Origin of the sequence: Clostridium saudiense, from assembly GCF_000577815.1 — a bacterium.
In the GTDB taxonomy this organism is placed as follows: Bacteria; Bacillota; Clostridia; order Clostridiales; family Clostridiaceae; genus Clostridium; species Clostridium saudiense.
Map to the genome: position 1 here is coordinate 1 of NZ_CBYM010000014.1, position 25,994 is coordinate 25,994.

Consider the following 25,994-nt stretch of genomic DNA (forward strand, 5'->3'; position numbering starts at 1 on the left):
TGTACTCTATAGGATAAGACTCTTTTATATTGTTTACTCTATAGGGTACATTTTAAAGATCAAAGGTTTTTAATTTATTTTTAAGTATAGTCTTTTAAGCTATTATTTTTAGATAATACCATTAAAATCTATTTCTAAGTTGTTGAAGATGTTTACTTTTATTTTGTCATTAAAAGTATACAAATCAGGCTGATTATAGCCACTTTCAGTTAAAGTATAAACTAAAATGTTTTTTTTCATAGGATTTACTATCCAATATTCTTTAACTTTATATTTTTCATAAAGGTAAAGTTTTTTTACATAGTCATTTCCAGGATTAAATTTAGAAACAATCTTAACAATCATATCAGGAGAACCAAAGCAACCTTTATCATTTAATTTATTTTTATCACAAATTACTGATATATCAGGTTGAACAATATTTTTGCTATCATTTTCATTTTCATTTTCGTTAATTAACACAACGTCAAAAGGAGCAGGATAGACTTTACATTGTCCTTTGTTAGATTTAATATAATTTCTTAATTCTGCTGAAATTTCCATTATTAATTCTTGATGTATTCTACTTGGAGCAGGAGACATTGCAAAAATCTTGCCATCAATAATTTCAACAAACTCATCATTTGGGAAATTTAAATAATCATAATAAGTATAAACTTTATTATTTATTTGTTGGATAGCCAATTCATCACCTCAATTAATTTATTTTATTTTATTACATTTAAGTGATCTTGAATTACAAAAACATCTTTTTCAGTATCTTGAACCTTACGAGTTATGAACTTAACATCAGTTTTAGTATCAGATAAATCACTTTTTTATATTAATTAAATAGTAGTTCTAGAGATATATCAACCAGTTTCGACCATGGTATCATAGTTTTTGCACTAAGTTTATCCAGTCTATTATTGTAATCTAAATCTATTGATGTATTGAATCTAACTTTAGTTTTAACTTTCTATATTTACTTCATTAATGTAATAATATTAATCAAATTCAATTTATTTTAGATATATTTTTATAAATTAGTTTTTGATAAAAGATAATTTGGTATTTAAAGATATCTAATACAATAATAAAAAGCTATCTAATAAGAACATTTAAGTTTAAAAAAATATAATAAACTTGATTTCAATTTATTACTTTTTTATATAGTCTTTTACAAATTATTTTTAACTATAATTATTTTAATTATTAGTATTATTAAGATAATTTTCTAAAAATATATTTATTAAATTACTTAACGACATTACTTTATTAAGGTATTATTTCTTTGCTTGTAAAGTTAAGTTTTTATCAACCATGATAGTTAAATTTTTTTAATGCTAATTCCTCAAAAAAGTTTCTTTATTCAATTTAACTTAATTTTATCATAATTACGTAAGAAAAGAAATTACGTAAAATAAAAAAAGTTGATAGTTACGTAATGGAGGATAAATTAAATTAGAACATTAAAGACATCTAAAAATTTCATATCGCTTAAACAATATATTAGAACTAAAGACTTTATCAGCAAATGAACAATATCTTTTAGAATTTATTTTGATAATAAGTATTAAAGATGCTTTTCTTATTTATTTGATATAAGTTAAAAAAAGTGATAAAAAAATATCAAATAAAATAATAGTATTTTTTCTGATTATCCAAATAAAAGAATAATCTTAATAAAATTTAATTGCTAAAATTTACTTTAATTATAACTAAAATAGAAAAAATGACTAAAATAACAATAAAAAATACAAAAAATATAGAAAAAAATCTAAAAAATACAACAATTTTGTGATAATAATCACTGAATACAATCAAATTAGACATTATAATAACCTTACAGATTGTTATTAAAATAACAAATAGAGTTAGGGGGAATAATAATGTTTAACGAAGAATTTAACAAAGTTGCAGGTGCAGCTAAAGCTAAAAATGAATTATTAAAAAATAATAAAGTTGGATATTTAGTTTCAGCGATGTTAGCAGGACTTTTTGTAGGTATGGCTATAATGCTTATATTTACAATAGGAGGATTATTATCATCAGCAGGTTCACCAGCAACTAAAATAGTAATGGGAATTGCTTTTGGTGGAGCTTTAAGCTTAGTTGTAATGGCTGGATCTGAATTATTTACAGGTAACAACTTTGTAATGGCAGTTGGATCATTAAACAAGACTGTATCATGGATGGATACTATAAAGGTTTGGATAGCAGGATTTATTGGAAATTTAGCAGGTTCAATATTAGCAGGATATATGTTTTACTTAACAGGTCTTGCAACAGGACCAGTTGGAGAGTTTATAGCAAATACTGCAGCTACAAAAATGAGCTTACCAGTTTCAGAATTATTCTTTAGAGGATTATTCTGTAATATATTAGTTTGTTTAGCTGTATGGTGTAGCTTTAGATGTAAAGATGATGTTTCAAAATTAATAATGATATTCTGGTGCTTATTCATATTCATAACATGTGGATTTGAGCATAGTGTTGCTAATATGACATTACTTACAATAGCACTATTAGCTCCAGGAACAGCAGCTGTAAGTGTATCAGGATATATTTATAATATAGGAATAGTTACTTTAGGAAATATGGTTGGAGGAATTTTATTTGTAGCAATTCCTTACTACTTAATTTCAAAGAATAAAAAAGTTTCTAATTAATTATTTAAAGATTTATATAAAAAAGATATAGTGTCTAGTAATACATTAGATTCTATATCTTTTTTTGTTATATTTAATATGTACTATATATTTTATAATAACGTAGATATTTTGTGTTGCAGAAATTAGTGCATTTTCACTTATAAAAACAGAATAAAAGTAATAGTATTATTAAATTTAACAAGTAGAAATTTTTGTTGAAATTACTAACAAATTATTGCAATTAATATAATATTTAATATATTATATAGTTATATTTTAATAGAGGAGGAGTTAAGGCAATGCTTAGTGAAAAATTATTAAAAGCTCTTAATGAACAAGTTAATTTTGAATTTTATTCTTCTTATACATATCTTGCAATGGCGGGATATTGTGAATCAATTGATTTAAGCGGATTTGCTAATTTCTTTAGAGTTCAAGCTAAAGAAGAATTAGATCATGCCATGAAATTATATGATTATGTATATCAAAAAAATGGATCAATTGAATTAGAGCAAGTAAATAAACCACAAACACAATATGATGGAGTAATTGATGTGTTCCAAAAAGGATATGAGCATGAGCAATTAGTTACAAAAAAGATATATTTATTAACTGATATAGCTTATGAAGAAAGAGAACATTCTACAATTAGTTTACTTAAGTGGTTTATCGATGAACAAGTAGAAGAAGAAAATAACTTTAATGCTTTACTTAAAAAAGTAAGAAGAGCTGGGGATAACCAAGCAGCATTATATTTACTTGATGATGAATTACAAAAGAGACAATATTTATCTCCACAAAATGTATAGTTTTTGAATTCTATTAATTTTGAGTGGGAACAATTAATAGAAAAAGTGCTAGGTATATAAAATTATAAATACCTAGCACTTTTTTAATTTATTAACATATCTTTTGATACACTTTTATTTAACTTAATATGCATTACTACCATAACTATTAAAATTAATAGTAAATATACTGGAAATAGCCTTACACTTATATGATTTGCAATAATACCAAATAGAGGTGGCATTAGTAAGTTTCCAACATAAGCACTTGCCATTTGTACACCTATAACTGCTTGTGATTTATCTGCTCCAAAATTCGTTGGTGTAGAATGAATAATGCATGGGTATATTGGAGCACAACCTAAACCAATAGTAACCAAGCCTACTAGAGCAACTTGATGACCAAATGGTAAACACATAAGTATAATACCAATTAAAATAATGACTTGTCCTAAATAAATCATTTGTTTATCATTGAGCTTCATAGTAATAAACCCACTAACAGCTCGTCCTACTGTAATTCCTATAAAGAATAGACTTGCATAACTTGCTGATATTTCTAAATCAAATCCATGTTGTAGTACTAAGTAGCTACTAGCCCATAATCCAGTTGTTTGTTCTAATGCACAATAGCAGAAAAACATAAGCATTACTTGTTTAGCTCCTGGAATATTAACTATTTCTTTTAAAGTAAGTGCTTTATCTTTTTTATTTTCAGATTCTTGAACACCATCTACATCGTCTATAACAGGACGTTTTTTCCAAAGTGGTAAACTTAACATAATTATAATAGTTAATACAACTTGTATTAATGATATATAACGATATCCCATGTTCCAAGTTTGTCCATTAAGTAATGCAAAGCTCATAATATATGGACCTATACTAGCGCCAACACCCCACATACAATGAAGCCAACTCATATGATGACTCTTATAATTTAGAGCTACATAGTTATTTAATGAAGCATCAACACTACCAGCACCAAGACCATAAGGTATTGCCCATAATACTAACATCCAATAAGAGCTACTTATAGAAAATCCCCATAAAGCTACTGCTGTCATCAGAACACTAAATGCTGTAACCTTACCTGTTCCTAATAATTTTGTAAGACGATCACTTTGCAAGCTAGAAAAAATTGTACCAGCTGAAATAATCATAAAAATTGCACCTGCATAAGATACAGGAACATTAAATTCTTGATAAATTGTAGGCCATACAGAACCTAATAATGAATCTGGCAGTCCTAAGCTAATAAAAGCTAAATATATAACTGCTAATAATAAACTAAACATATTGATTTCCTCCTTTATATATTGATATGATTATATCATCAAAAAAATAAAATTAATAAGATAAAATAGTCGTTTTCATATGACAATATCTTCAAAAAGGAGTAGTTATGGCTTTATCAGAATGTATATCAAAAATAGATAAAACTGGTCTTGAATTAATAGAACATGGAATTGCTAGTTTCCCTATAGCATGTTACCATGATGATTTACAAAGAGAATGTGTTGATTGGCATTGGCATGAAGAATTAGAGTTAATTGTTGTTTCAGAAGGGGGAGCTATTATTGCTGTAGATGGTGAAAAGCATATTGTAAATGAAGGAAATGGATTTTTTATTAATACAGGGGTTCTTCATGGTGGATGGATTTATGAAAGTATTAACTGTAGATTTCATTCTATTGTATTTCATCCTCGTTTAGTTGGTGGAAGTTCTAATAGTATATTTTGGACTAAATATTTAAATCCGATTTTGAGTAATATTTCTTTTAAAGGATTGTTTTTAGATTATTCAATACACTGGCAAAAAGATATACTTTGTAGTATTGATGAAGCATGGTATCTTTGTGCTAATGAAGAAGAGGGGTATGAATTTGAAGTTCGTAATGCTTTATCAAAGATCATTTATCTTATGTCTAAACATTTAGAGTGTATAGAATCAAATACATCAACAAAGAAGTTAAGAGATAGTCAGCGTATGAAAAATATGATTAAATATATTGATGAACATTATTCAGATAATATTACTATTGATGAAATTGCTGAAAGTGTATCTTTAAGTGTAAGTGAATGTTTACGTTGTTTTCATAATACAATTGGAACTACACCTATACAATATTTAAAGTCTTTTCGTATTAAAAAGGCTGCTGAATTATTAACAAATACAGATATGAAAATAGTTGATATTGGTATAATGTGTGGTTTTCAGGATATGAGTTATTTTGCAAAAACATTCCGTAATATCTATGGTTGTACACCGTCAAAATACAGGGGGAAATAGCATTAAGTATTTAAATGAAGGTGTATGTTCATTAAAGATTACGTTATTGTGACTTTTTATATAACAAATGTTATAATTATTTATATAAAAGTCAGTTTTAATGATAGAAGTTAATTAAAATTTGGTTAAATTAGAGGAGATTTACATGAGTTTTAATAGAAATATATTAGGAGAGAATTCAAAAGAAGATATTTTAAGATTAGTAAAAAGTAATGAATTTAAGGAAATCTTTAAAAGAAATAATATAGAGAATGTAATTATATTTGGTAGTTTAACAAAAGATGACTTTAATGAAGAATCAGATATTGATATAGCAATTATTGGAGAGAATAAAATATCAGATACAGTGGATTTAAATCTAACTTTAGAGTTAGAGGATTTTCTAGGAAGAAGCATAGATCTTATAGATATAAATGATGAGGAGATAGAAAATATTATAAAAATAGAGGCTTTAAATAGTGATATGGTTATAATTAAGGATAGAATATATGAAGAAACATATAATTATTATGATAACTTATTTAGAGAAAATATTGAGTTTTGGAATAGATTAGATAGGGTGGTTTTAGATAGTGAATAAGGAAAAGTTAAAAAAATTAATTTATGATATAGAAAGTGAAAGTAAGGATATAGAAGATTCATTAAAACTATTAGAAAATTACTTAGAAAACGATATATTAAGAAAGGAAATTTCAAATAGTTTAAAATATAAGTACTTAAGTATGTTTATTTTATATGAGGATTTTATATCAATGCTTTTGAAAGAATATAACATATATAAAATAGGAATTACGGTTGATGCAGCGATAAAACTATTAAAAGAAAAAAATATCTTTTCAGATGAAATAGCTAATTATATAAATTCGGCAAGAATTATAAGAAATAGAATTGGTCATAGATATAAGCAACCTAAAATAGAGACCTTAGTAAACTTTTTAGAAGAAAATATTGAGGTAAGAAATAGTTTGTTTGAATTTGTAAAAAGCTTTTTAAAATAATAGAAATTTCAACGAAAATAAAGTTAGATGAATTTAAAATAATTCAAAAACCCAAGTAGAAAGATTATATTGTTCTACTTGGGTTTTATTAATATAAATTTAAGAAAATATTTCATATAAGATAAGTTTTAGTGGTTTTGATGATTGTAATTTGTAGTGCGAGGATTAATTTAGTATTACAATCAAGAATTTAATTTTTTGTTTTATAAGAAAACTTTAGAAATGCTATTGACTTAGAGTTAACTTCAATACTTATACTTAAAATATAAAATTAAATTAAAAATTTTAATTATATAATGGGGTGTGAATATGAGTAAAAAAGTATTAATTTTATCTTCAAGTCCAAGAAAAGGTGGAAATTCAGATTTGCTTTGTGATGAGTTTATGAGAGGTGCAAAAGAAAGTGGGCATGATGTTGAAAAAATATTTATAGCACAGAAAAAAATAAATTACTGTATGGGTTGTGGAGTCTGTAATTCAACTAGCAAATGTGTTCAACATGATGATATGGCTGAAATACTTGATAAAATGGTTAGTGCGGATGCAATTGTTTTAGCAACACCAATTTATTTTTATTCAATGGATGGGCAATTAAAAACACTTATTGATAGAACTGTACCAAGATATACTGAAATAAGAAATAAGGATTTTTATTATATCATGACTGCAGCTGATACAAATAAAGATATGCTTAAACGTACAGTAGAGGCAATACGTGGATTTACAGAAGATTGCCTTTCGGGTGCAAAGGAAAAAGGGATAATTTATGGAACTGGAGCATGGGGAAAGGGAGAAATTAAAAATACTCCACAATTCTTAGAGGCTTATGAAATGGGAAAAAATATATAGGTTAATATAGTATAAGGAAAATGCTCAAGGTGATAATAATTAATTTACCTTGAGTGTTTTATTTTAGGAAATAGTTAATCCAAATGATAGGTGTGAAAATTAGAGTTTTTTTTAGAAAGCCTAAATTGATAATGCTTATTAGGCATTATTTTATATTTATTATAGGTATTAGACATTATTGAAATTGTAAAATAAAATATTAGTATAAGGTAAAAGAAAGTGATTTAAGGAGGAATAATATATGGAATACGTAAAATTAGGTAATACAGGATTAGAAGTATCAAAGATTTGTTTAGGATGCATGAGTTTTGGAGATCCAGAAAAATGGATTCATAGTTGGGTATTAAATGAAGAAGAATCTAGAAAGATAATAAAAAAATCATTAGATATTGGAATAAATTTTTTTGATACAGCAAATGTATATGGTTTAGGAGCTAGTGAAGAAATATTAGGACGTGCATTAAAAGACTATGCAAGTAGAGATGAGATTGTTATTGCAACAAAGGTTAGTGGGTCAATGGGAAAAGGGCCAAATAAATCAGGATTATCTAGAAAAGCTATTATGAATGAGGTTGATGCAAGTTTAAAACGTTTAGGAGTAGAATATATTGATATTTTATACATTCATAGATGGGATTATAATACACCAATTGAAGAAACTATGTGTGCACTTAATGATTTAGTACGTTCAGGAAAAGTTTTATATTTAGGAGCATCATCAATGTATGCATGGCAATTTGCAAAGGCTCAATATATAGCTGAAAAGAATGGATGGACAAAGTTTTCGGTAATGCAAGGTCATTATAATTTATTATATCGTGAAGAGGAAAGAGAAATGAATCAATTATGTAAGGATATGGGGGTAGCTTTAGTTCCATATAGTCCATTAGCAGCAGGACGATTGACTCGTGATTGGAATTCAGATTCAAAGAGATTTAAAGAGGATAAAGTTGCAAAAGTAAAATATGATACTACAGAAGAAAGCGATAAAATAATCGTTGAAAGAGTTTCTGAAATTGCAAAAAAATATAATGTAACAAAGTCGCAAGTATCAATTGCTTGGTTATGGAGCAAAGGAGTTACAGCACCTATTGTAGGAGTTACAAAGGAAAAATACTTATATGATTTTGAACAAGCCTTAAAAGTTAAATTAACTGATGAAGATATAAAATATCTTGAAGAGAAATATATTCCACATAATATTGTTGGACATGAATAAGAAAGGGTTATTTGATGAATAAAAATAATATTAAGCCTTGGCTTGTTTTAGTTGTATGTTGTGGACTTGCTGCATCTTCAATTGGAATATCAATTAATTCATCAGGAGTGTTTTATACTCCTGTATCTGAAGATTTAGGAATTATGAGAGGAACATTTTCCATGCATATGACTATATTTTCTATTGTAACTGCAATGTCAGCACTTATTGTACCTAAAATTATGAATAAATTTTCATATAAATTAATTTTAATACTTAGTGTATTAATTTCAGTTATTTCTACTGGAATGATGGCTTATTCAAGAAATATTTATATATTTTATTTATTAGGTGCTATAAGAGGATTTAGTACAGGTTTATTTTCAATTGTGCCTTTGACAATGATAGTAAATGGGTGGTTTGAAAAGAATCATGGATTGGCTACATCAATAGTTTTTGGCTTTAGTGGACTTGCTGGAGCTATTTGCTCACCTATCTTAGCTAGATGTATTGAAGTGTTAGGATGGGAAACTGCTTATATAGTCAAAGCTGGAATAATTCTTGCATTATGTTTACCAGCAGTTATTTATCCATTTGAAGTTACTGCAAAAGATGAAGGTAAGTTACCTTTTGGTTATAGCACAAATGAAATTATAAATAAAAATATTAATAAAAATCAAAGATTTGATTTTATGACAACCATATTTATAAGCTTTTGTATATTTGCACTTATAAATACAACAATTACAGGAATAACTCAGCATTTACCAGGTTTTGCACAATCAATAGGATATAGTGCATCAGTAGGAGCTAGCTTATTATCAGCAGGGATGCTTGGGAATGTTATTTCAAAGCTAGTAATTGGATTTATGAGTGATAAGATTGGACCAGTTAAAGCAAGTATTACAATGATAGTAATAAATACTTTAGGAGTTATTTTACTTATGAGTGGATTATCATCAATGATAATAGTTGGTGCCTTCCTTTTGGGATCTATATATTCAGTTGGTGCGGTAGGACTACCAGTTTTAACAAAGTATTTCTTTGGAATAGATAATTACTCAAAGGTATTTCCAATTATATCTTTTTTATCAAATTTAGGTGCAGCTTTTGCATTAACATTAGTAGGTTATATATATGATTTTACAAACTCATATAATTTTTCATTTATATTAGCTATAGGAATTAATACAATATGTTTAATTTTAACTTTTGTTATTACTAAAGAAAATAAAATCATAAATAGAGAAAAATTAGTATCTTAAATTGTATATAATTATTTAAGCTCGAGGGAAATAATGTATAATATACAAAAGTAGAGGTGATAACATGGAAATTAGAGTTTTAAAATATTTTTTAGCTGTTGCAAGAGAAGAAAATATTACAAGGGCAGCTGAAAGTTTAAATATAACACAACCTACATTATCAAGACAACTAATGCAACTAGAAGAAGAGCTAAAGGTTCAGCTTTTTATAAGAAGTAAAAGTAAAATAGTTTTAACTGATAAAGGTATGCTTTTAAGAAGAAGGGCAGAGGAAATAGTAGGGTTAGCTGAAAAAACAGAAAATGAATTTTCAAATTATGAGGATATTATTGCAGGAGAAATATTCATTGGTAGTGGAGAAACTAATTCTATGCATAGTCTTGCAAAAGTAATGAAAGACTTTCATGATTTATATCCTCAAGTTCAGTATAACTTATATAGTGCAAATGCTGATGATATTAAAGAGAAAATAGATAAAGGCTTAATTGATATAGGACTTTTAACTGAGCCAGTAGATATTTCAAAATATGATTTTGTACGTCTAAAGGAAAAAGAGGTTTGGGGCGTTTTAATGAGAAAAGATGACGTTTTAGCTAGTAAAGATTATGTTACAGCTGATGATTTAATTGATAAGCCCTTAATTAGTTCAAGACGTGGAATGATTCAAAATGAAATTTTTAATTGGTTTGGTAAGAATTATGATAAGTTAAATATTATTTCAACATATAATCTTGTTTTAAATGCTTCTGTTATGGTAGAAGAAGGGGTAGGATATGCTTTTAGTTTAGAGAATTTAATTAATGTTAATGATGAAACTAATATTTGTTTTAAACCAATTTTTCCAAAGGTTGAAACTGGAACAGTGATTGTATGGAAAAAACATCAAATATTTTCTTCTGCAACAACTAAATTTATAGAAGAAATTAAAAGTGCTTTTAAAGAAAAATAAGTTTTAAAAATTTAATGAAAGTGGGATTAAGAATAATGAGAAACGTAAAAAAGCAAGCAGTAGCTCCAAAGACTATACCAATTTTGAGAGAGGCTTTTGATAAAATAAATGATACTGAAATTCGATGGTTATCAAGTGCAGGAATAATGATAAATTCACATGGAACAGTAATAATGATTGATCCACTATTAGAAGGATTTGATTTACCATTATTAGTAGATATGCCAATTAAGTCTGAAGAGGTTCCTAATTTAGATGCTGTTTTAATTACACATTGTGATAATGATCATTTTAGTAGAACTACATGTAAAAATCTTTCTAATGTATGTAATTCATATCATGGACCACATTATGTAGCAGAATTAATGAAGGAAGAAGGATTAAATGGTATTGGTCATGATATATATGAAAGTTTTAAGGTGGGAAATTTAAATGTAAAATTAACACCTGCTGATCATGCATGGCAAAATGAAAGTAGTAAGTATAGTAAAATTAGAAAATTTGAGTTTGAAGATTATTGTGGATTTTGGATTGATACTCCAGAAGGTACTATTTGGTTACCAGGTGATTCAAGACTATTAAAGGAGCAGTTAGAAATGCCATCTCCTGATGTAATATTATTAGATTTTTCTGATAACTCATGGCATATTGGATTAGATGATGCGGTTAAACTTGCTAATACTTATCCTGATGCAGAGTTAATTTTAATTCATTGGGGAACAGTAGATGCTCCAGAAATGAATGCTTTTAATGGAGACCCGGCTGATTTAATAGGAAGATTAGTAAATCAAGAGCGTATTAATATACTTGCAGCAGGAGAAGTTTTTAAGTTAGATAGCAAAAATGATAAATAATAAAATTCTATAATTAGATATTGACTTAGAGTTAACTTAAAGTTCTATTATAAAGTTATTCCAATAAATGGAGGTGTTTAATTATGAAAATTACAAATAAAACAAATGAGTATCGTGAAAAAATGAGATTAGGTTGTATTTCGGAGTTTGGTGAAACTGATCCAGAATTTGTTGAGATATTTGAAAATTTTGCTTTTGATGAAGTAGTTAATCAAGATGATCTAGATGATAAAACAAGATTTATGGCAATTATAGCAACTCTTATAGGATGTCAAGGAATTGATATATATAAAGATATTCTTCCAGTTGCACTTAACTTTGAAGTAACACCAATTGAAGTTAAGGAAATTGTATATCAAGCAGTTGCTTATCTTGGTATGGCACGTGTATTTCCATTTTTAAAAGCTACAAATGAAATACTTAAATGTAGAGGAATTAAATTGCCACTTGAAGGTCAATCAATTACTAATACAGAAAATAGACGTGAATCTGGAACGAAAGTACAGGTAGATATTTTTGGAGATAACATGAAGGATTTTTGGAAGTCTGGACCAGAGGAAAAACGTCACATTAATTATTGGCTAGCAGCTAACTGCTTTGGAGATTACTACACTCGTAGAGGGCTTGATTATAAGCAAAGAGAAATGATTACATTTTGTTTCTTATCAGCACAAGGTGGGTGTGAACCACAATTGACTTCACATGCTGCTGCAAATATGAAAATTGGAAATGACAAGGAGTTTTTAATTAAGATTATTTCACAATGTTTACCGTACATTGGTTATCCACGCTCATTAAATGCATTAAAATGTGTTGATGCAGCAGCAAAAGAATTTATTAAATAGGTATTAAAGGGAGTTTTAAGATGAGTGATAATAAGAATTTAAGTGTATTTAAAATGGGAGAACCATTACCAGAAATGTTTTCTAAGTATTTTATAGGAAATGCACATTTAAATATGTTAACAACTGAAGGAGTTAGTATTGGTAATGTAACTTTTGAACCAGGATGTCGTAATAATTGGCATATTCATCATAAGGGTGGACAGATTTTACTTGTTACTGGGGGAAGAGGATATTATCAAGCATGGGGAGAAGAAGCTAGAGAATTAAAAGCAGGGGATGTTGTTAATATTCCAGCTGAAGTTAAGCATTGGCATGGTGCAGCAGCAGACAGTTGGTTCTGTCATCTAGCTATTGAGATACCAGCAGAAGGTGCAAGTAATGAATGGCTTGAAGCTGTTAGCGATGAAATTTATTGTAAGTTAAAATAATTAAAAGTGTTAAAATAATAAATAATTCGTATTAGTGAAAAACATTCTAGTAGGTAGACATTTCATATCTACTAGAATGTTTTTTTTGTTTTAAGTTAATTATATGGAGGGAAAGTTAGAGCTTATACGTAAACAATATACTATTAAATAGGTATTAATTATAAAAACAATAATAAGGAACTGATTTTAATTAAAAATTTATGCATAAGACAATATAAATAATGAAATATGATAGATGTTGCGAAATTTAACAAAATTTTTTTGTTTTAGGTGCAAAATGCAATATTATTGCAACATTGATAGTGTAAAATATAGATACATATATAAATATTTGCCATTTAAGGGGGCTGTACTATGGATAATTGTGTAGGGAAAATTTTAAATGATAAAGAGATAAATATAAATGAGGGGTATATGTTAATTTTATTTGAGACATTAAAGACAGAAGAAAATATAGTAACTGTTCCATTAAAATATTTAATGGATAAATTTCAAACAAAAAGAAAAGTAAAAATCTCAAATATATTAAGAGCATTAGAAGAAAAGTGTTATATAGAAATTATTAAAACTAAAGGAAGGGTTAGCAGTTATAAAATAGTTAAGGATTATATGATAAATGATGAAATTGTTTCTAATGAAATAATTGAAAATAACGATACTATGAATTCTAATAGTAACGATTGTTTGAGTTGTGGAATAACAACTAGGGGTGAAATAGGGAATGGTACCAGGGTATTTGGGAGTATAGGTACCTGTAATAAAATAGATACAGGTAATAAAAATGTCACTAGTAGTAGTTATGTAAGTGATACTAGTACTGGTTATATAAATGATACTAGTACTGGTATCTCTAGAGGTACTGGTAGTGGTGATTATTATGATACTAGTATCCTTAAAACACCAGGTGCTATTTTGAACGAAAGTGTTGAAAATAAAGGGTTTAGCAGAGGTAGATACCAAAGTGATACTAGTTGTTATGATATTAATAATAATATTAATAATAATATAAATAATAAATTATATATATATATTTTAAATACTTGGAATGACAAAGGTATAGCTAATATAGGGAGTTTAGACTCTAAAGTTAAGGGGGCTATGGATAATGCTCTGAAATTTTATTCTGTAGATGAAATTGTTGGTGCTATAAATAATTATGGATTGGTATTTGAAAGTGATTATTTTTATGATTATAGATGGAGTTTGGCGAATTTTTTGAACAAGCCTAATGGCATTGGACGCTTTTTGGATACTGGTGATATGTGGATGAATTATTATAATAATCATTGTTCTTATAGTGAGAAATTGAAGAGAAATGGTATTAATATTGAGGATTATATAGATTAATAAACGTTAGGAAAATTGTTTATATGTTTTTGATAATTATATAAAATTTTATTTAGTTTGAGTCTAGTTATTTTTTTAGTAATAATATAAAATTATGAATAAGAATGTTCTTTTAAGATATGATTTGTAAGGAAAAAGTTATACAAAATTACATTTGAGAAAAAATGTATTTTAAGATGATATAGATATAGCAAGGTTTGATTGTAGAAAATATTAATTAACATAATCTTATATATGTTATTTAAAAAGGAGGCGATATTAATGAAAAAAAGATTCAATACTACTGGTGTATGTATACCAACTATGCATTATATGGTTGATATAACAGATAAACTTGATAAAATTATAGAACTGATAAAAGAAAAAGATTACTTTATTATAAATAGACCAAGACAGTATGGAAAAACTACAACTATGTATATGTTAGAACAGAGACTGAAAAATGATTACTTGGTAGTAAGCATGAGTTTTGAAGGGATAGGGGATGAAGTCTTTCTTAAAGAAAAAACATTTTCTAAGGTATTTATAGAATTAATGGCAGAAAGCTTGGAATTTACAAACGAAGAAGAAAGTAAAAGGTTATTAGGATATGAAAATGATATTGATAATTTAAGAGACTTATCTAAGCTTATAACAAGGTTTGTTAGGGATAGTAAGAAAGATGTTATTTTATTTATTGATGAAGTAGATAAGAACTCTAATAATCAGTTATTTTTGAGCTTTTTAGGAATGCTTAGAAATAAGTATTTGTTAAGGAAACAAGGAAAAGATAAAACTTTTAGTAGTGTAATTTTAGCTGGAGTATATGATATAAGAAATTTAAAACTAAAATTTAGAAATGAAGATGAAAAGAAATATAATAGTCCTTGGAACATAGCGGTTGATTTTGACATAGATATGAAATTTAATGAGAAAGAAATAGAATCTATGTTAAAAGAGTATTCTTCAGAGAAAAATGTAATTATGAATACAAGAAATATAGCACAGTTATTATATAGATATACAAGTGGATACCCTTTTTTAGTTACTAGAATATGCAAGATGATTGATGAAAAACTTAACAAAGAAAATTTAGAATGGACAGAAGAATATATAATTAAGGCAAATAAAATCTTATTATCAGAGCGTAATACTTTGTTTGAAGATTTAATAAAAAATGTTGAAAATAATGAAGAGTTAAAAGACTATATATTTGATCTAATAATGAATGGAGAAGAAAAGAGTTTTAATCTTGATAATCCTATAATTAATTTAGGAAATGTATTTGGATATTTTATAAATAAGGACGGAAACGTGAAAATATCAAATAGAATATTTGAACAAAGATTATATAATTATTATTCTTCTAAGTTGGAAAATAAAGTTGATATGAGTTCTTATAATTTTAAGGAAAACTTTATAACTTCTACAGGGTTAGATTTTAAAAAGATTCTTCTAAGATTCCAACAGTTTATTAAGGAACAATATAGTTCTATTGATTCTAAATTTATAGAAAGAGAAGGTAGACTTCTATTCTTAGCATTTATAAAACCAATAATAAATGGAATTGGTTTTGACTTTAAAGAAGTACAAATTTCAGAAGAAAAGAGATTAGACGTTGTAATTACTTATTTAAAAGAAAAGTATTTAGTAGAGCTTAAGATTTGGAGAGGTGAGGAATATCACAAAAAAGGTCTTAAACAGTTAAGTGATTATTTAGAGATTAATGAATTAGATTGTGGCTATCTTATTATTTATAACTTTAATAAGACGAAAGAATATAAAAGTGAAACAATAATGGTTGATAGTAAAAAGATATTTGCAATTTGGGTGTAAAAATAAGTAGATAATATATATATGGATAAAAAATAAATTTCCACTAGCTAAGTCGGTGGCTTTTTGGGACAGTAGATAGAGTTGCTTTCATAGCAATATACCTACTGTCCCTTAATTTATATTAAATGTCATTTTAATGTATTTTATATCATCTAAGTATTAGTAAATTAGTAAATTAGTAAATATAGCTACTGTATAAACTAATGAATATATATTAAGATAATACAAAATACTAATATTAAATAATGATAAAATAAAAAAAATAAAAAAGGAGATATAATGATACAGGATAATAAAAACTTAAAATTAGAAAATACATACTGTGAATTGCCAAATATATTTTATTCAAAAGAAATTCCTGAAAAAATATTAAATCCTAAATTAGTAGAATTTAATAAAGAGTTAGCAGAAGATTTAGGATTAGATTTAAAGTTTTTAAATAGTGACGAAGGAATACAGTATTTAGTAGGAAATAAACTTTTAGAAGGAAGTACACCAATAGCACAAGCCTATGCAGGTCATCAATTTGGACACTTTACAATGCTTGGAGATGGTAGAGCTATACTTTTAGGTGAATTTATATCAAGAAATGGACAAAGATTTGATATTCAACTTAAAGGAGCAGGAAAAACTAAATATTCAAGAGGTGGAGATGGAAAAGCAGCTTTAGGGCCAATGCTTAGAGAATATATAATAAGCGAAGGTATGTATGGGCTTAAAATTCCAACAACCCGTAGTTTAGCAGTTATTTCTACTGGTGAAAATGTAATAAGAGAAGAAATTTTAGAAGGTGCATTATTAGTACGTATAGCAAAAAGTCATATACGAGTTGGAACATTTCAATTTGCAAGAAATTTTGGAGATGTTGAAGATCTTAAAAAACTAGCAGATTATACTTTAAATAGACACTTTAAAAAAGATACCTATGAAGGAAATCCTTACTTATATCTTCTAAAAGAGGTTATAAATAATCAAGCAAAACTTATTTCAAAATGGCAGCTAGTTGGATTTATTCATGGTGTTATGAATACTGATAATATGACGATTAGTGGAGAAACTATAGATTATGGTCCATGTGCATTTATGGATTCATATGATATAAATACAGTATTTAGTTCTATTGATATTAATGGAAGATATGCTTATGGAAATCAGCCTAAAATTGGTGTTTGGAACTTAACTAGATTTGCGGAAAGTTTACTACCATTACTAGATGATGATATAGATAATGCAATTAAAATAGCTGAAGAGGCATTATCAAACTATGGAAAATTATATAATGAGTATTATTTTAATGGAATGAGAGCAAAGCTTGGGTTATTTAATAAAGAAGAGAAAGATGAAAATTTAATTTTATCACTTTTAACTATAATGAATAAATTTAAAGCTGATTATACAAATACTTTTTTAAACTTAACATTAGGTAATTTAGAAGAAATGAGTATTTTTAAAAGTGATGATTTTAAAAAGTGGTATGAATCATGGCAAGCTAGATTAGCTAAACAAAATAAATCTAGAGATGAAATTAAAAAACTTATGCAATCAAACAATCCAACAGTAATACCAAGAAATTATATTGTAGAGAATGCAATAAAAGCTGCAGTAAATAATAATGACTATAGTGTTATAAATAAGTTTTTAGAAGCTCTTAAGAATCCTTATGATTATTCAAATATAAGTGAAGAGTACTCAAAAATACCAGAAGTGCCATCTTGTCCTTATAAAACATATTGTGGTACGTAATTAAAAAAATAGGGGGGAAATTAATCTTGTAGATAAAATATTATTTTCAGGATTAATTTTTTATTTTATATAAATATATTAATCCAATAATTGGTATACATAAAATTATGAAAAAATCAACCTTAAATTGTAAAAGTATGATATAATATAATGATAAACATATAAGGAGGTAATTATATGTTCAATGTAGGTGACAAAATTGTTTACCCAGGTCAAGGTGTTGGTATTATTTCATGTATTGAAGAAAGAGAGTTTAAAGGTGAGGAACAAAACTTTTACGAAATAGACATAGTAAATAGTACAATGAAGTTAAAATTACCAGCTAGTAGATTTGAAAATGCTAATATTAGATTAGTTAGTGATTCAGAGGAAATTGATAATAGTCTTAAAGATATAGTTAATTATACTGAAGAAGTTGATAATCTACAAAAATCTGTTAAAAGAGAAAGAGAAGAAAATAATAGTAAGAAAGTTAAAAATGGAACTTTCGATGATTATTTAAGTGTAGTTTGTAACTTAACACAAGTTAAAAACTGTGGAAATGCAAATTCAAGTGAAAGTCAAACATTAAATTCAACGAGAGGCTTTGTAGTTCAAGAAATATCTGAAGTTAAAGGGATGAGTATTGAAGAGGCTAATGAGTTTTTAGATGGACATTTAGATGTATTTTCAAATAATAAATAAAAAACTCTTGCAATTTTAATTTATTATGATAAAATAATAAACATAGCCAAAAAAATAAAGATTTTAATATATATATGTATGTAAATTTCTACTTACTTAGAAGCTTATATTATTAAATGTATTTGTCTTTGAAAAGGAGGAAATTTATATGACTGATAAGACTTTAGTATGCAGAGATTGTGGTTCTGAATTCGTATTCACTACTGGAGAACAAGAATTCTACAAAGAAAAAGGATTCACTAACGAACCAACAAGATGTGTTGCTTGTAGAAGAGCTAAAAAAGAACAACAAAATAGAAGATAATTCTGTTAAGTTTAAGGAACTACTTTTTAAGTAGTTCCTTTTTTGATGTATTTAGAATATCACAGGTTCGACCTGTGGTTCTAGAAAGCTTTTAGCGGTGAGTAGAAATAAAAAAACTATATTATGAGTTAAAATATAATAAAAAGTTATAAGTTTTTTTGCAGAATACTTTTTATATTTGAAAATTACCATAAGGTATATTATACTAAAAACTGAAAAACTTAATATGGACAGTTCATTAAGACCATCCTGTCCTTAAACAAAACTAGGCTAAGAAATATTAAATAGATTAAAAAGTTAAGGTTTATTTTATTATGCTAGTTTGTGTAATAAAATAAACCTTTTTTATTTAATAAAATAAGGCCTAAAAATATTAAATAGGAGTGATAAGTATGAATAAGAAAGCAGTAGTTGTATTTAGTGGAGGCCAAGATTCTACAACATGTTTATTTTGGGCCCTTAAAAAATTTGATGAAGTAATAGCAGTTACATTTAATTATAATCAGAGGCATAGCTTAGAAATTGAGTGTGCAAAAAATATTGCAAAGGAATTAGGGGTAGAGCATCATATTTTAGATATGGATTTATTAAATCAATTAGCTCCAAATGCTCTTACTCGTAATAATATAGAAATAAAAGAAGGAGAAGGCAAAGAGCCACCATCAACTTTTGTTGAAGGACGTAATATGTTATTTTTAACTTTTGCTGCAGTTTTGGCAAAAGTAAAGGGGGCAAAACATATTGTAACAGGTGTATGTGAAACAGATTTTAGCGGATATCCTGATTGTAGAGATGTATTTATTAAATCACTTAATGTTACACTTAATTTAGCTATGGATTATGATTTTGTAGTTCATACTCCTTTAATGTGGATAGATAAGGCACAAACTTGGGAACTTGCAGATAGCTTTGGAAAATTAGATTATATTAGAGAAAAAACTCTTACTTGTTATAATGGAATAATAGGTAATGGATGTGGAGAGTGTCCAGCTTGTAAATTAAGAAGAAATGGTCTAGAAAAGTATTTAAAAATAAAAGACAATAAATAATAGCATAAATTTATTATTAAAATTAGGACTTATAAGAACATGTAATTATAAAAATTCAATCGCATACTATTTACTTTTATAATTTTAAATAGTATATTATGTATGTAGATTGGAGTGATATAATTGGATATAGATAATACTTGTGGAATGTTAATTAGGCAAATACACAATTCATTAGAAAAAATGTCAAATAAAGATTTAAAGGAAAAAGGATTAACTCTTGTACAAGTGTCAGCATTGTTTAGTATAAATGATACTGCAGAAAAGAAAGTAACATTTAAAGAGCTAGAAAAAATACTTCATCTTGCACAATCTACTACAGTAGGGATTATTTCAAGATTAGAACAAAAAAATCTTGTAACAAGCTATATTGATGATAATGATAAAAGAATTAAATATGTTAGAATTACAGAACTTGGTGAACAATGCTGTAAAGAAGCTGAAGATTCTATGTTAAAAACTGAAACATTCCTTTTATCTAATTTAACAGAAATAGAAAAAGTACTATTTAAGGATTTACTAGAAAAAGTTAATAATACTTTAAAATAAAATGCTCGTTTATATAAACGAGCATATAATAAAATATAATCAATCGTATGCGATTGAATTTGAAGGGATTATAATGGAAAACAATAACTCTTTAGAGGCATTTAATTCAATGCCAGTATCGAAAGCGGTAATTAAGAATGCTATTCCAGCTATGATAGCAATGTTAATGGTTCTTATTTATAATTTGGCAGATACTTTTTTTATTGGTCAAACACATGATGCTTATCAAGTTGCAGCAGTTTCTCTTGCAACACCAGTATTTCTAATGTTTATGGCTGTAGGTACAGTTTTTGGGATTGGTGGTACATCGGTAATTTCTCGTGCTTTAGGAGAAGGCCGTAAGGAATATGCTAAAAAAGTATGTTCTTTTTGTATGTGGTCATGTGTAATTGTGGGTATTGCAATGTCTTTAGTGTTTTTAATTTTTATGGATCAAATTCTTTCTTTAATAGGTGCAAGTAGTGATACTTGGGATTTTGCAAGAAGTTATCTTATTATTGTATCTTTAAGTGGTCCTTTTGTACTTATTTCAAATTGTTATTCAAATATTTTACGTGCTGAAGGTCAAGCAAATAAAGCTATGATGGGTCAACTTATAGGCAATTTTCTTAATATTATACTTGATCCAATTATGATTTTAGGATTTGGATGGAATATAAAGGGTGCAGCAATAGCTACTGTTATTGGTAATTTAGCAGCAGCAGCATATTATATTCTTTATTTCATTAGGGGAAAATCATCTCTAAGTATAAATATTAATGATTTTTCAATTAAAGATAAAATATGTAGTGGTGTTTTAATTATAGGTATTCCAGCTTCTCTTGCGTCAGTTATGATGAGTATTTCACAAATTATAATGAACGGGCTTATGGCTGGATATGGCGATATGGCACTTGCTGGAATTGGAGTTGCAATGAAAGTAACTATGATTACAGGAATGATTTCAATGGGAATTGGGCAAGGAGTTCAGCCTTTATTAGGTTATTGTGTTGGTGCTAATACATGGGATAGATTTAAGAAAATAATGAAATTTTCATTGATATTTTCTTTCTTACTTGGCTTAATACTTACAGTTTTATGTTATTTGTTTACAAATTCAATAGTTAGTGCATTTTTAACCGAACCTAGTGCATTTGATTATTCTGTACAATTTTCAAGAATATTGCTTACAACAAGTACATTTTTTGGAGTGTTCTATGTATTAACTAACGCTTTACAAGCTATGGGAGCAGCAGTTTCATCTTTAATTATTAATTTAAGTAGACAAGGACTTATATATATTCCTGCATTATTTATTTTAAGAGAAGCTTTAGGAATAACAGGTCTTGCATAGTCACAGCCTGTAGCAGATATTTTATCTATTTTGATAGCAATAGTTTTATATTTATGGGTATCTAAAAAGATGATGAAATTAGAAGAGGATAAGGAATATAAAGAGTATAAAATAAATTCAAACTAACATGTATATAATATAAATATTTTATAGGCTATAGATAAATTTATATAATTATCTATAGCCTATACTTATATAAGTTATTCTTCTAAACTAACTAGTTTTAAATTGCTTTTTCTGTTATCAAGAGGATTGTTGTTTATATGTTCAATCTTATGATTTTCTTCTCTTGGCATAATAATATCTTCAAGATGAATTCTTCCTTCAGGAGTATTTGCTACAACAGATATTTTATTATGAGATTTATGTAGCACCCAACTATATTTTTCATTGATAACAATAGGCAAATCTTCTTCAGATATTAAAGCAATACCTTCCTTTTTACCAAACTTATCTTTTAAAATAATAGAAACAACACCATCTTTTTTCTCATATTCATTCATAGTATTTTGATTAAAAATCTCTAAGTTACACTTTCTATTATCTAATGTATCACCATTAATATATCTAATAGGAGCTTTAGGATTTACATTTAATATAACACTTTGAAGACTTTGTTTTAATGGTTTAGATTTTTTATTCTTTTTTGTCGAACTAATATTTTGCACTATGTAATTATTATAATCTTTATTCCATTCTGCAAACCAAGTTCCCATATTTTTTATCTTTTCTAAATTTTCAAGATCAATTTTAGTTATAAGCTCAGTTCCATCTTTTTTTAATACTGTAATATAAGCAACATCTTCTTTTACTTCATAGTAGTTACCTATATCATTAATAATTTTATTCAATTTTAACACCTCACTAATTTAATTAAAGTCACATAAGTATAGCAAAGTATTGGAAGAAAAGCAAAAAAATAATGAAATTTAAGTTGTTCATTAGTTATTATATAGAAAATTTATAAAATCTATGTGTTTAAGGATAGCAATTGAATAATAAAAAAATATATGTATTTCATTACTAGAAGTTTGGGTATTTGATAGTGATGATTAATGATAATATAAAGAGATTATCAAAGAATAACGTTTACAAAGATAGTGTTATAATTGTAAATTTAGGTATTAATAATTGGAGGTAAGCAAATGAAATATAATAATCCTGTAATTAAAGGTTTTTATCCAGATCCAAGTGTTTGTAAGGTTGGAGATACATATTATCTTGTATGTAGCTCATTTCAATATTTTCCTGGAGTTCCCTTATTTGAAAGTAAGGATTTAGTTAATTGGAAACAAATTGGACATTGTTTAACAAGAAAGAGTCAAGTTCAACTTGATAAAATAAATAGTTCAGGGGGAGTTTTTGCTCCTACTATACGATATAATAATGGTCGTTTTTATATGACGACTACTAATGATACAACTCATCAGCACTTTTACGTATGGACAGATGATATTTATGGTGAATGGTAAGAGCCTATATATGTAGATCAAAGTGGAATTGATCCATCGCTATTTTTTGAAGATAATAAAACATATTTTATGAGTAATGGAATAGATGATTATGGAGTAAGTGGTATTGTTCAGTGTGAAATTGATATTGAAAGTGGTGAAAAGTTAACTCCAAGTAAAACAATTTGGACAGGATCAGGTGGACGTTATCTTGAAAGTCCACATATGTATAAAATTAATGGTAAGTACTATCTTGTTGCAGCAGAAGGAGGAACTGAATATGGCCATATGGTAACATATGCTAGAGCAGATTCTTTATATGGCAAATTTGAAGGTTATGAGAATAATCCAGTTTTGACTAATCGTAATTTAGGTGGATACGAAGTTCAAGGGGTAGGACATGGTGATCTTATTCAAGATAATTATGATAATTGGTGGCTTTTACATCTTGGATTCCGCCAAAGTGGACAGTGGGAAGCTTATCATCATTTAGGACGTGAAGTTTTCCTAACTCCAGTTATATTTGGAGAAGATGGCTGGTTTACGGCAGGTGATAATGGAAGGACTACTAAGAGCTTTGAGATTAATTATATAAATAATGATGTAATTCAAAAAGAAAAGAAACATTATACATTTGAAAATACTAAGTGGGATAATGATTGGTGTTATTTACGTATTCCTAATAAGAAAAACTATAAGCTTGATAAAAATAAGTTAATATTAAAAGGTACTGATATTACATTAGATGATGTTGATTCACCTACATTTATAGGAATAAGGCAAAGAGATTTCAATGCTACTATATCATGTAATGTTGAGATTACAGATGGTGAAGCAGGTATTACTCTATATATGGATGAAAATCACCATTATGATTTAGCAATACGTAAGTGTGAAAATGGGTATGAAGCAATTGAACGTCTTAATATTGGTGATATAAAATCAGTTGAAAAATCTATCTATCTAGAAAATAAAAATAATATTTCACTTATCATTAATGCAAGTAATAGCTATTATAGTTTTTCTATTAAAAGTGAAAATGAAGAAAGTATTCTTGGATATGCTAAAACAAGATATTTATCTTCAGAAGTTGCTGGTGGATTTACGGGTGTTGTAATTGGATTATATGCATGTGCATCAAATTCTTTTAATTATGCTGAATTCACAAACTTTAAGTGCATGTATAAATAATATAAGTAGTAATATTTAATTTGTGTAAAGTATGATTTATCAAATAAGTTATGATTATCGGTATTATAAAGAATAAAAAAGAAAAGATAAAATACTAATGACATAAGAGCAATGCATTAGTATTTTATCTTTTTAGAAAAAGAAGCTTTTGGAATCTTTTCCTCACTATTAGTATGTCAATATTATTAGAAAAAATACATAAAAATTAATAGCTAAATATATAAAAGTTTTTAAGATTAAAAATAATAAATAAAAAATACCAACTTTTCAGCTAAAGATACTTTGTGTCTTTTGAAGTTAAAATAGTCTAGAGGTGGGATAGTGATATTCTATTTCTAGATTATATTTTTATTTAATTTTCTTAAAGAATTAGTTTAATAATAAGTATTTAGTATCAATGATAATTTTATTTTTACTCTTCAATAATAGATAAAAAACATTGACTTTAGAGTTAACTTAAATGGTATAGTGTAATTATATAAATTATAAGAAGATTAGCATAAAAATATTAGTAAATACAAAATATTTAAGAGGTTATATTTAGAAAAATATATAATTAACTAAAGATAATTTTAACAGTTTTATATAACTACTATATTATTATGAAAGGGTGAGATTATGAGAGAGAAGTATAATAATTTAATTAATAGTCTAAAGGAAAAGGGAAAAATATGTATTGCATTTTCGGGGGGAGTAGACTCAACATTTTTATTAAAGGTTGCACAAAATGTTTTAGGAGAAAATGTATTAGCTATTACAGTTAGATCTTCTATGTATCCAGATAGGGAATTAAAAGAAAGTAAGGAATTTTGTAAGTCACTTAAAATAAAACATATATTTTTAGATGCAAATGAATACAGTGTACCAGAATTTGTAGCAAATAGTAAGGATAGATGTTATTTTTGTAAAAAGGGTATATTTTCTAAGCTAAAGGAAATAGCCAAAAAAGAAGGTTTTGATATTGTTGCAGATGGAAGTAATTTAGATGATGAAGGTGATTATAGACCAGGAATTAAAGCATTAAAGGAATTAGGAATAATTAGTCCATTAAAAGAAGCGGGACTAACTAAAAATGAAATAAGAGAATTATCTAAGGAATTAGGCTTATCAACATGGGACAAGCCTTCTATGGCATGTCTTGCTTCAAGAATACCTTATGGTAGTGTAATAACAAGAGAGAAGCTAAAGAAGATAGAAATTGCTGAAGAATTTTTATTGAGTAATAATTTTAAGCAATTTAGGGTAAGGTATTATGATGATTTAGCTAAAATAGAAGTATTAAAAGAAGATATTCCAAAAGTGTTACAACTATCAGAGGTAATTATAGCAAAATTTAAAGAAATAGGGTTTAATTATATAACTCTTGATTTAGAGGGTTATAGAACTGGAAGTATGAATGAAACATTAAGGTAATTAAATACTCATTTA

The 25,994-nt window shown here is 26.8% G+C and carries 25 protein-coding genes and 2 pseudogenes; 23 read left to right on the top strand and 4 right to left on the bottom strand.

Features of this window, described 5'->3' with window-relative positions:
- Window positions 1-108: 108 nt before the first annotated feature.
- Together TY07_RS08575 and TY07_RS18880 are read right to left on the bottom strand one after the other, a co-directional pair.
- Window positions 109-684, bottom strand: coding sequence for a Uma2 family endonuclease (locus TY07_RS08575; RefSeq protein ID WP_078061319.1), 576 nt, complete (start codon window positions 682-684; stop codon window positions 109-111).
- 139 nt (window positions 685-823) lie between these two features.
- Window positions 824-934, bottom strand: a pseudogene (locus TY07_RS18880) (ribbon-helix-helix domain-containing protein); the annotation flags it as partial.
- A gap of 937 nt (window positions 935-1,871) precedes the next feature.
- Between TY07_RS18880 and TY07_RS08580 the strand changes: the two are divergent.
- Window positions 1,872-2,651: a formate/nitrite transporter family protein gene (locus TY07_RS08580; protein ID WP_042398157.1), complete on the top strand. Its 780-nt coding sequence runs from the start codon at window positions 1,872-1,874 to the stop codon at window positions 2,649-2,651.
- Window positions 2,652-2,932: 281 nt separating this feature from the next.
- Window positions 2,933-3,442 carry a ferritin gene (locus TY07_RS08585; RefSeq protein WP_042398159.1) on the top strand — a complete coding sequence of 170 codons (510 nt, stop codon included), beginning with the start codon at window positions 2,933-2,935 and terminating at the stop codon, window positions 3,440-3,442.
- 83 nt (window positions 3,443-3,525) lie between these two features.
- Here TY07_RS08585 and TY07_RS08590 read toward each other — a convergent pair whose 3' ends face one another.
- Window positions 3,526-4,719 carry an MFS transporter gene (locus TY07_RS08590; RefSeq protein ID WP_042398162.1) on the bottom strand — a complete coding sequence of 398 codons (1,194 nt, stop codon included), beginning with the start codon at window positions 4,717-4,719 and terminating at the stop codon, window positions 3,526-3,528.
- Window positions 4,720-4,826: 107 nt separating this feature from the next.
- Here TY07_RS08590 and TY07_RS08595 point away from each other — a divergent pair, with 107 nt between their 5' ends.
- From TY07_RS08595 to TY07_RS08680, 18 genes are all read left to right on the top strand, one after another.
- Window positions 4,827-5,714 carry an AraC family transcriptional regulator gene (locus TY07_RS08595; protein WP_042398165.1) on the top strand — a complete coding sequence of 296 codons (888 nt, stop codon included), beginning with the start codon at window positions 4,827-4,829 and terminating at the stop codon, window positions 5,712-5,714.
- Between the two features lie 145 nt (window positions 5,715-5,859).
- Window positions 5,860-6,294, top strand: coding sequence for a nucleotidyltransferase family protein (locus TY07_RS18350; RefSeq protein ID WP_052330658.1), 435 nt, complete (start codon window positions 5,860-5,862; stop codon window positions 6,292-6,294).
- Window positions 6,287-6,712: a hypothetical protein gene (locus tag TY07_RS08605; RefSeq protein ID WP_042398168.1), complete on the top strand. Its 426-nt coding sequence runs from the start codon at window positions 6,287-6,289 to the stop codon at window positions 6,710-6,712. Before TY07_RS18350 ends, TY07_RS08605 begins: the two co-directional genes overlap by 8 nt.
- Window positions 6,713-7,021: 309 nt before the next feature.
- Window positions 7,022-7,561 (top strand): flavodoxin family protein, encoded by a 540-nt coding sequence (locus TY07_RS08610; protein ID WP_042398172.1) that lies wholly within the window; start codon window positions 7,022-7,024, stop codon window positions 7,559-7,561.
- A gap of 241 nt (window positions 7,562-7,802) precedes the next feature.
- Complete coding sequence (locus tag TY07_RS08615) at window positions 7,803-8,780, top strand: aldo/keto reductase (RefSeq protein ID WP_042398175.1); 978 nt, start codon at window positions 7,803-7,805, stop codon at window positions 8,778-8,780.
- 14 nt (window positions 8,781-8,794) lie between these two features.
- Window positions 8,795-10,024, top strand: a complete 1,230-nt coding sequence (locus TY07_RS08620; protein WP_042398177.1) for an MFS transporter — start codon at window positions 8,795-8,797, stop codon at window positions 10,022-10,024.
- A 64-nt stretch (window positions 10,025-10,088) separates the two neighbouring features.
- A complete protein-coding gene (locus TY07_RS08625) occupies window positions 10,089-10,973 on the top strand; it encodes a LysR family transcriptional regulator (protein ID WP_042398181.1) in 885 nt (294 codons plus the stop codon).
- 35 nt (window positions 10,974-11,008) lie between these two features.
- Entirely contained in the window at window positions 11,009-11,827 is an 819-nt protein-coding gene (locus tag TY07_RS08630) for an MBL fold metallo-hydrolase (protein WP_042398186.1), read from the top strand.
- An 83-nt stretch (window positions 11,828-11,910) separates the two neighbouring features.
- Complete coding sequence (locus TY07_RS08635; RefSeq protein ID WP_042398191.1) at window positions 11,911-12,672, top strand: carboxymuconolactone decarboxylase family protein; 762 nt, start codon at window positions 11,911-11,913, stop codon at window positions 12,670-12,672.
- Between the two features lie 20 nt (window positions 12,673-12,692).
- Window positions 12,693-13,100 carry a cupin domain-containing protein gene (locus tag TY07_RS08640; protein WP_042398194.1) on the top strand — a complete coding sequence of 136 codons (408 nt, stop codon included), beginning with the start codon at window positions 12,693-12,695 and terminating at the stop codon, window positions 13,098-13,100.
- A 354-nt stretch (window positions 13,101-13,454) separates the two neighbouring features.
- Window positions 13,455-14,447, top strand: a complete 993-nt coding sequence (locus tag TY07_RS08645) for a hypothetical protein (protein WP_042398197.1) — start codon at window positions 13,455-13,457, stop codon at window positions 14,445-14,447.
- Window positions 14,448-14,708: 261 nt separating this feature from the next.
- Entirely contained in the window at window positions 14,709-16,262 is a 1,554-nt protein-coding gene (locus TY07_RS08650) for a GxxExxY protein (RefSeq protein WP_042398200.1), read from the top strand.
- 279 nt (window positions 16,263-16,541) lie between these two features.
- The gene (locus TY07_RS08655; protein ID WP_042398203.1) at window positions 16,542-18,005 is read left to right on the top strand and encodes a protein adenylyltransferase SelO; all 1,464 of its coding nucleotides are present in this window, start codon (window positions 16,542-16,544) and stop codon (window positions 18,003-18,005) included.
- Between the two features lie 177 nt (window positions 18,006-18,182).
- Window positions 18,183-18,689: a CarD family transcriptional regulator gene (locus TY07_RS08660; RefSeq protein WP_042398206.1), complete on the top strand. Its 507-nt coding sequence runs from the start codon at window positions 18,183-18,185 to the stop codon at window positions 18,687-18,689.
- A 148-nt stretch (window positions 18,690-18,837) separates the two neighbouring features.
- Window positions 18,838-18,993: a zinc-ribbon domain-containing protein gene (locus tag TY07_RS08665; protein ID WP_042398208.1), complete on the top strand. Its 156-nt coding sequence runs from the start codon at window positions 18,838-18,840 to the stop codon at window positions 18,991-18,993.
- 392 nt (window positions 18,994-19,385) lie between these two features.
- On the top strand, window positions 19,386-20,042 hold the full coding sequence (queC, locus tag TY07_RS08670) for a 7-cyano-7-deazaguanine synthase QueC (protein WP_042398210.1): 657 nt from the start codon (window positions 19,386-19,388) through the stop codon (window positions 20,040-20,042).
- A gap of 123 nt (window positions 20,043-20,165) precedes the next feature.
- The gene (locus tag TY07_RS08675) at window positions 20,166-20,591 is read left to right on the top strand and encodes a MarR family winged helix-turn-helix transcriptional regulator (protein ID WP_052330659.1); all 426 of its coding nucleotides are present in this window, start codon (window positions 20,166-20,168) and stop codon (window positions 20,589-20,591) included.
- 73 nt (window positions 20,592-20,664) lie between these two features.
- Window positions 20,665-21,924: an MATE family efflux transporter gene (locus TY07_RS08680; protein ID WP_242833242.1), complete on the top strand. Its 1,260-nt coding sequence runs from the start codon at window positions 20,665-20,667 to the stop codon at window positions 21,922-21,924.
- Window positions 21,925-22,124: 200 nt separating this feature from the next.
- Here the strand turns inward: TY07_RS08680 and TY07_RS08685 are convergent, their stop codons facing one another.
- A complete protein-coding gene (locus TY07_RS08685; RefSeq protein WP_207743027.1) occupies window positions 22,125-22,775 on the bottom strand; it encodes a hypothetical protein in 651 nt (216 codons plus the stop codon).
- A 294-nt stretch (window positions 22,776-23,069) separates the two neighbouring features.
- Between TY07_RS08685 and TY07_RS18560 the strand changes: the two are divergent.
- From TY07_RS18560 to larE, 3 genes and pseudogenes are all read left to right on the top strand, one after another.
- Window positions 23,070-23,906: pseudogene (locus TY07_RS18560) on the top strand (glycoside hydrolase family 43 protein); the annotation flags it as partial.
- A gap of 75 nt (window positions 23,907-23,981) precedes the next feature.
- A complete protein-coding gene (locus TY07_RS18565; protein ID WP_278244482.1) occupies window positions 23,982-24,566 on the top strand; it encodes a beta-xylosidase family glycoside hydrolase in 585 nt (194 codons plus the stop codon).
- A 618-nt stretch (window positions 24,567-25,184) separates the two neighbouring features.
- Window positions 25,185-25,979, top strand: a complete 795-nt coding sequence (larE, locus tag TY07_RS08695) for an ATP-dependent sacrificial sulfur transferase LarE (RefSeq protein WP_042398213.1) — start codon at window positions 25,185-25,187, stop codon at window positions 25,977-25,979.
- Window positions 25,980-25,994: the final 15 nt, after the last annotated feature.

Bases quoted from the DNA above. Each gene is read 5' to 3' on its own strand.
- TY07_RS08660 (WP_042398206.1), top strand. From the start codon at position 18,183: ATGTTCAATGTAGGTGACAAAATTGTTTACCCAGGTCAAGGTGTTGGT.
- TY07_RS08590 (WP_042398162.1), bottom strand. From the start codon at position 4,719: ATGTTTAGTTTATTATTAGCAGTTATATATTTAGCTTTTATTAGCTTA.
- TY07_RS08635 (WP_042398191.1), top strand. From the start codon at position 11,911: ATGAAAATTACAAATAAAACAAATGAGTATCGTGAAAAAATGAGATTA.
- TY07_RS08630 (WP_042398186.1), top strand. From the start codon at position 11,009: ATGAGAAACGTAAAAAAGCAAGCAGTAGCTCCAAAGACTATACCAATT.
- TY07_RS08645 (WP_042398197.1), top strand. From the start codon at position 13,455: ATGGATAATTGTGTAGGGAAAATTTTAAATGATAAAGAGATAAATATA.
- TY07_RS18350 (WP_052330658.1), top strand. From the start codon at position 5,860: ATGAGTTTTAATAGAAATATATTAGGAGAGAATTCAAAAGAAGATATT.
- TY07_RS08610 (WP_042398172.1), top strand. From the start codon at position 7,022: ATGAGTAAAAAAGTATTAATTTTATCTTCAAGTCCAAGAAAAGGTGGA.
- TY07_RS08615 (WP_042398175.1), top strand. From the start codon at position 7,803: ATGGAATACGTAAAATTAGGTAATACAGGATTAGAAGTATCAAAGATT.
- TY07_RS08650 (WP_042398200.1), top strand. From the start codon at position 14,709: ATGAAAAAAAGATTCAATACTACTGGTGTATGTATACCAACTATGCAT.
- TY07_RS08585 (WP_042398159.1), top strand. From the start codon at position 2,933: ATGCTTAGTGAAAAATTATTAAAAGCTCTTAATGAACAAGTTAATTTT.
- TY07_RS08680 (WP_242833242.1), top strand. From the start codon at position 20,665: ATGGAAAACAATAACTCTTTAGAGGCATTTAATTCAATGCCAGTATCG.
- TY07_RS08620 (WP_042398177.1), top strand. From the start codon at position 8,795: ATGAATAAAAATAATATTAAGCCTTGGCTTGTTTTAGTTGTATGTTGT.
- TY07_RS08640 (WP_042398194.1), top strand. From the start codon at position 12,693: ATGAGTGATAATAAGAATTTAAGTGTATTTAAAATGGGAGAACCATTA.
- queC (WP_042398210.1), top strand. From the start codon at position 19,386: ATGAATAAGAAAGCAGTAGTTGTATTTAGTGGAGGCCAAGATTCTACA.
- TY07_RS08665 (WP_042398208.1), top strand. From the start codon at position 18,838: ATGACTGATAAGACTTTAGTATGCAGAGATTGTGGTTCTGAATTCGTA.
- larE (WP_042398213.1), top strand. From the start codon at position 25,185: ATGAGAGAGAAGTATAATAATTTAATTAATAGTCTAAAGGAAAAGGGA.
- TY07_RS08595 (WP_042398165.1), top strand. From the start codon at position 4,827: ATGGCTTTATCAGAATGTATATCAAAAATAGATAAAACTGGTCTTGAA.
- TY07_RS08625 (WP_042398181.1), top strand. From the start codon at position 10,089: ATGGAAATTAGAGTTTTAAAATATTTTTTAGCTGTTGCAAGAGAAGAA.
- TY07_RS08655 (WP_042398203.1), top strand. From the start codon at position 16,542: ATGATACAGGATAATAAAAACTTAAAATTAGAAAATACATACTGTGAA.
- TY07_RS08580 (WP_042398157.1), top strand. From the start codon at position 1,872: ATGTTTAACGAAGAATTTAACAAAGTTGCAGGTGCAGCTAAAGCTAAA.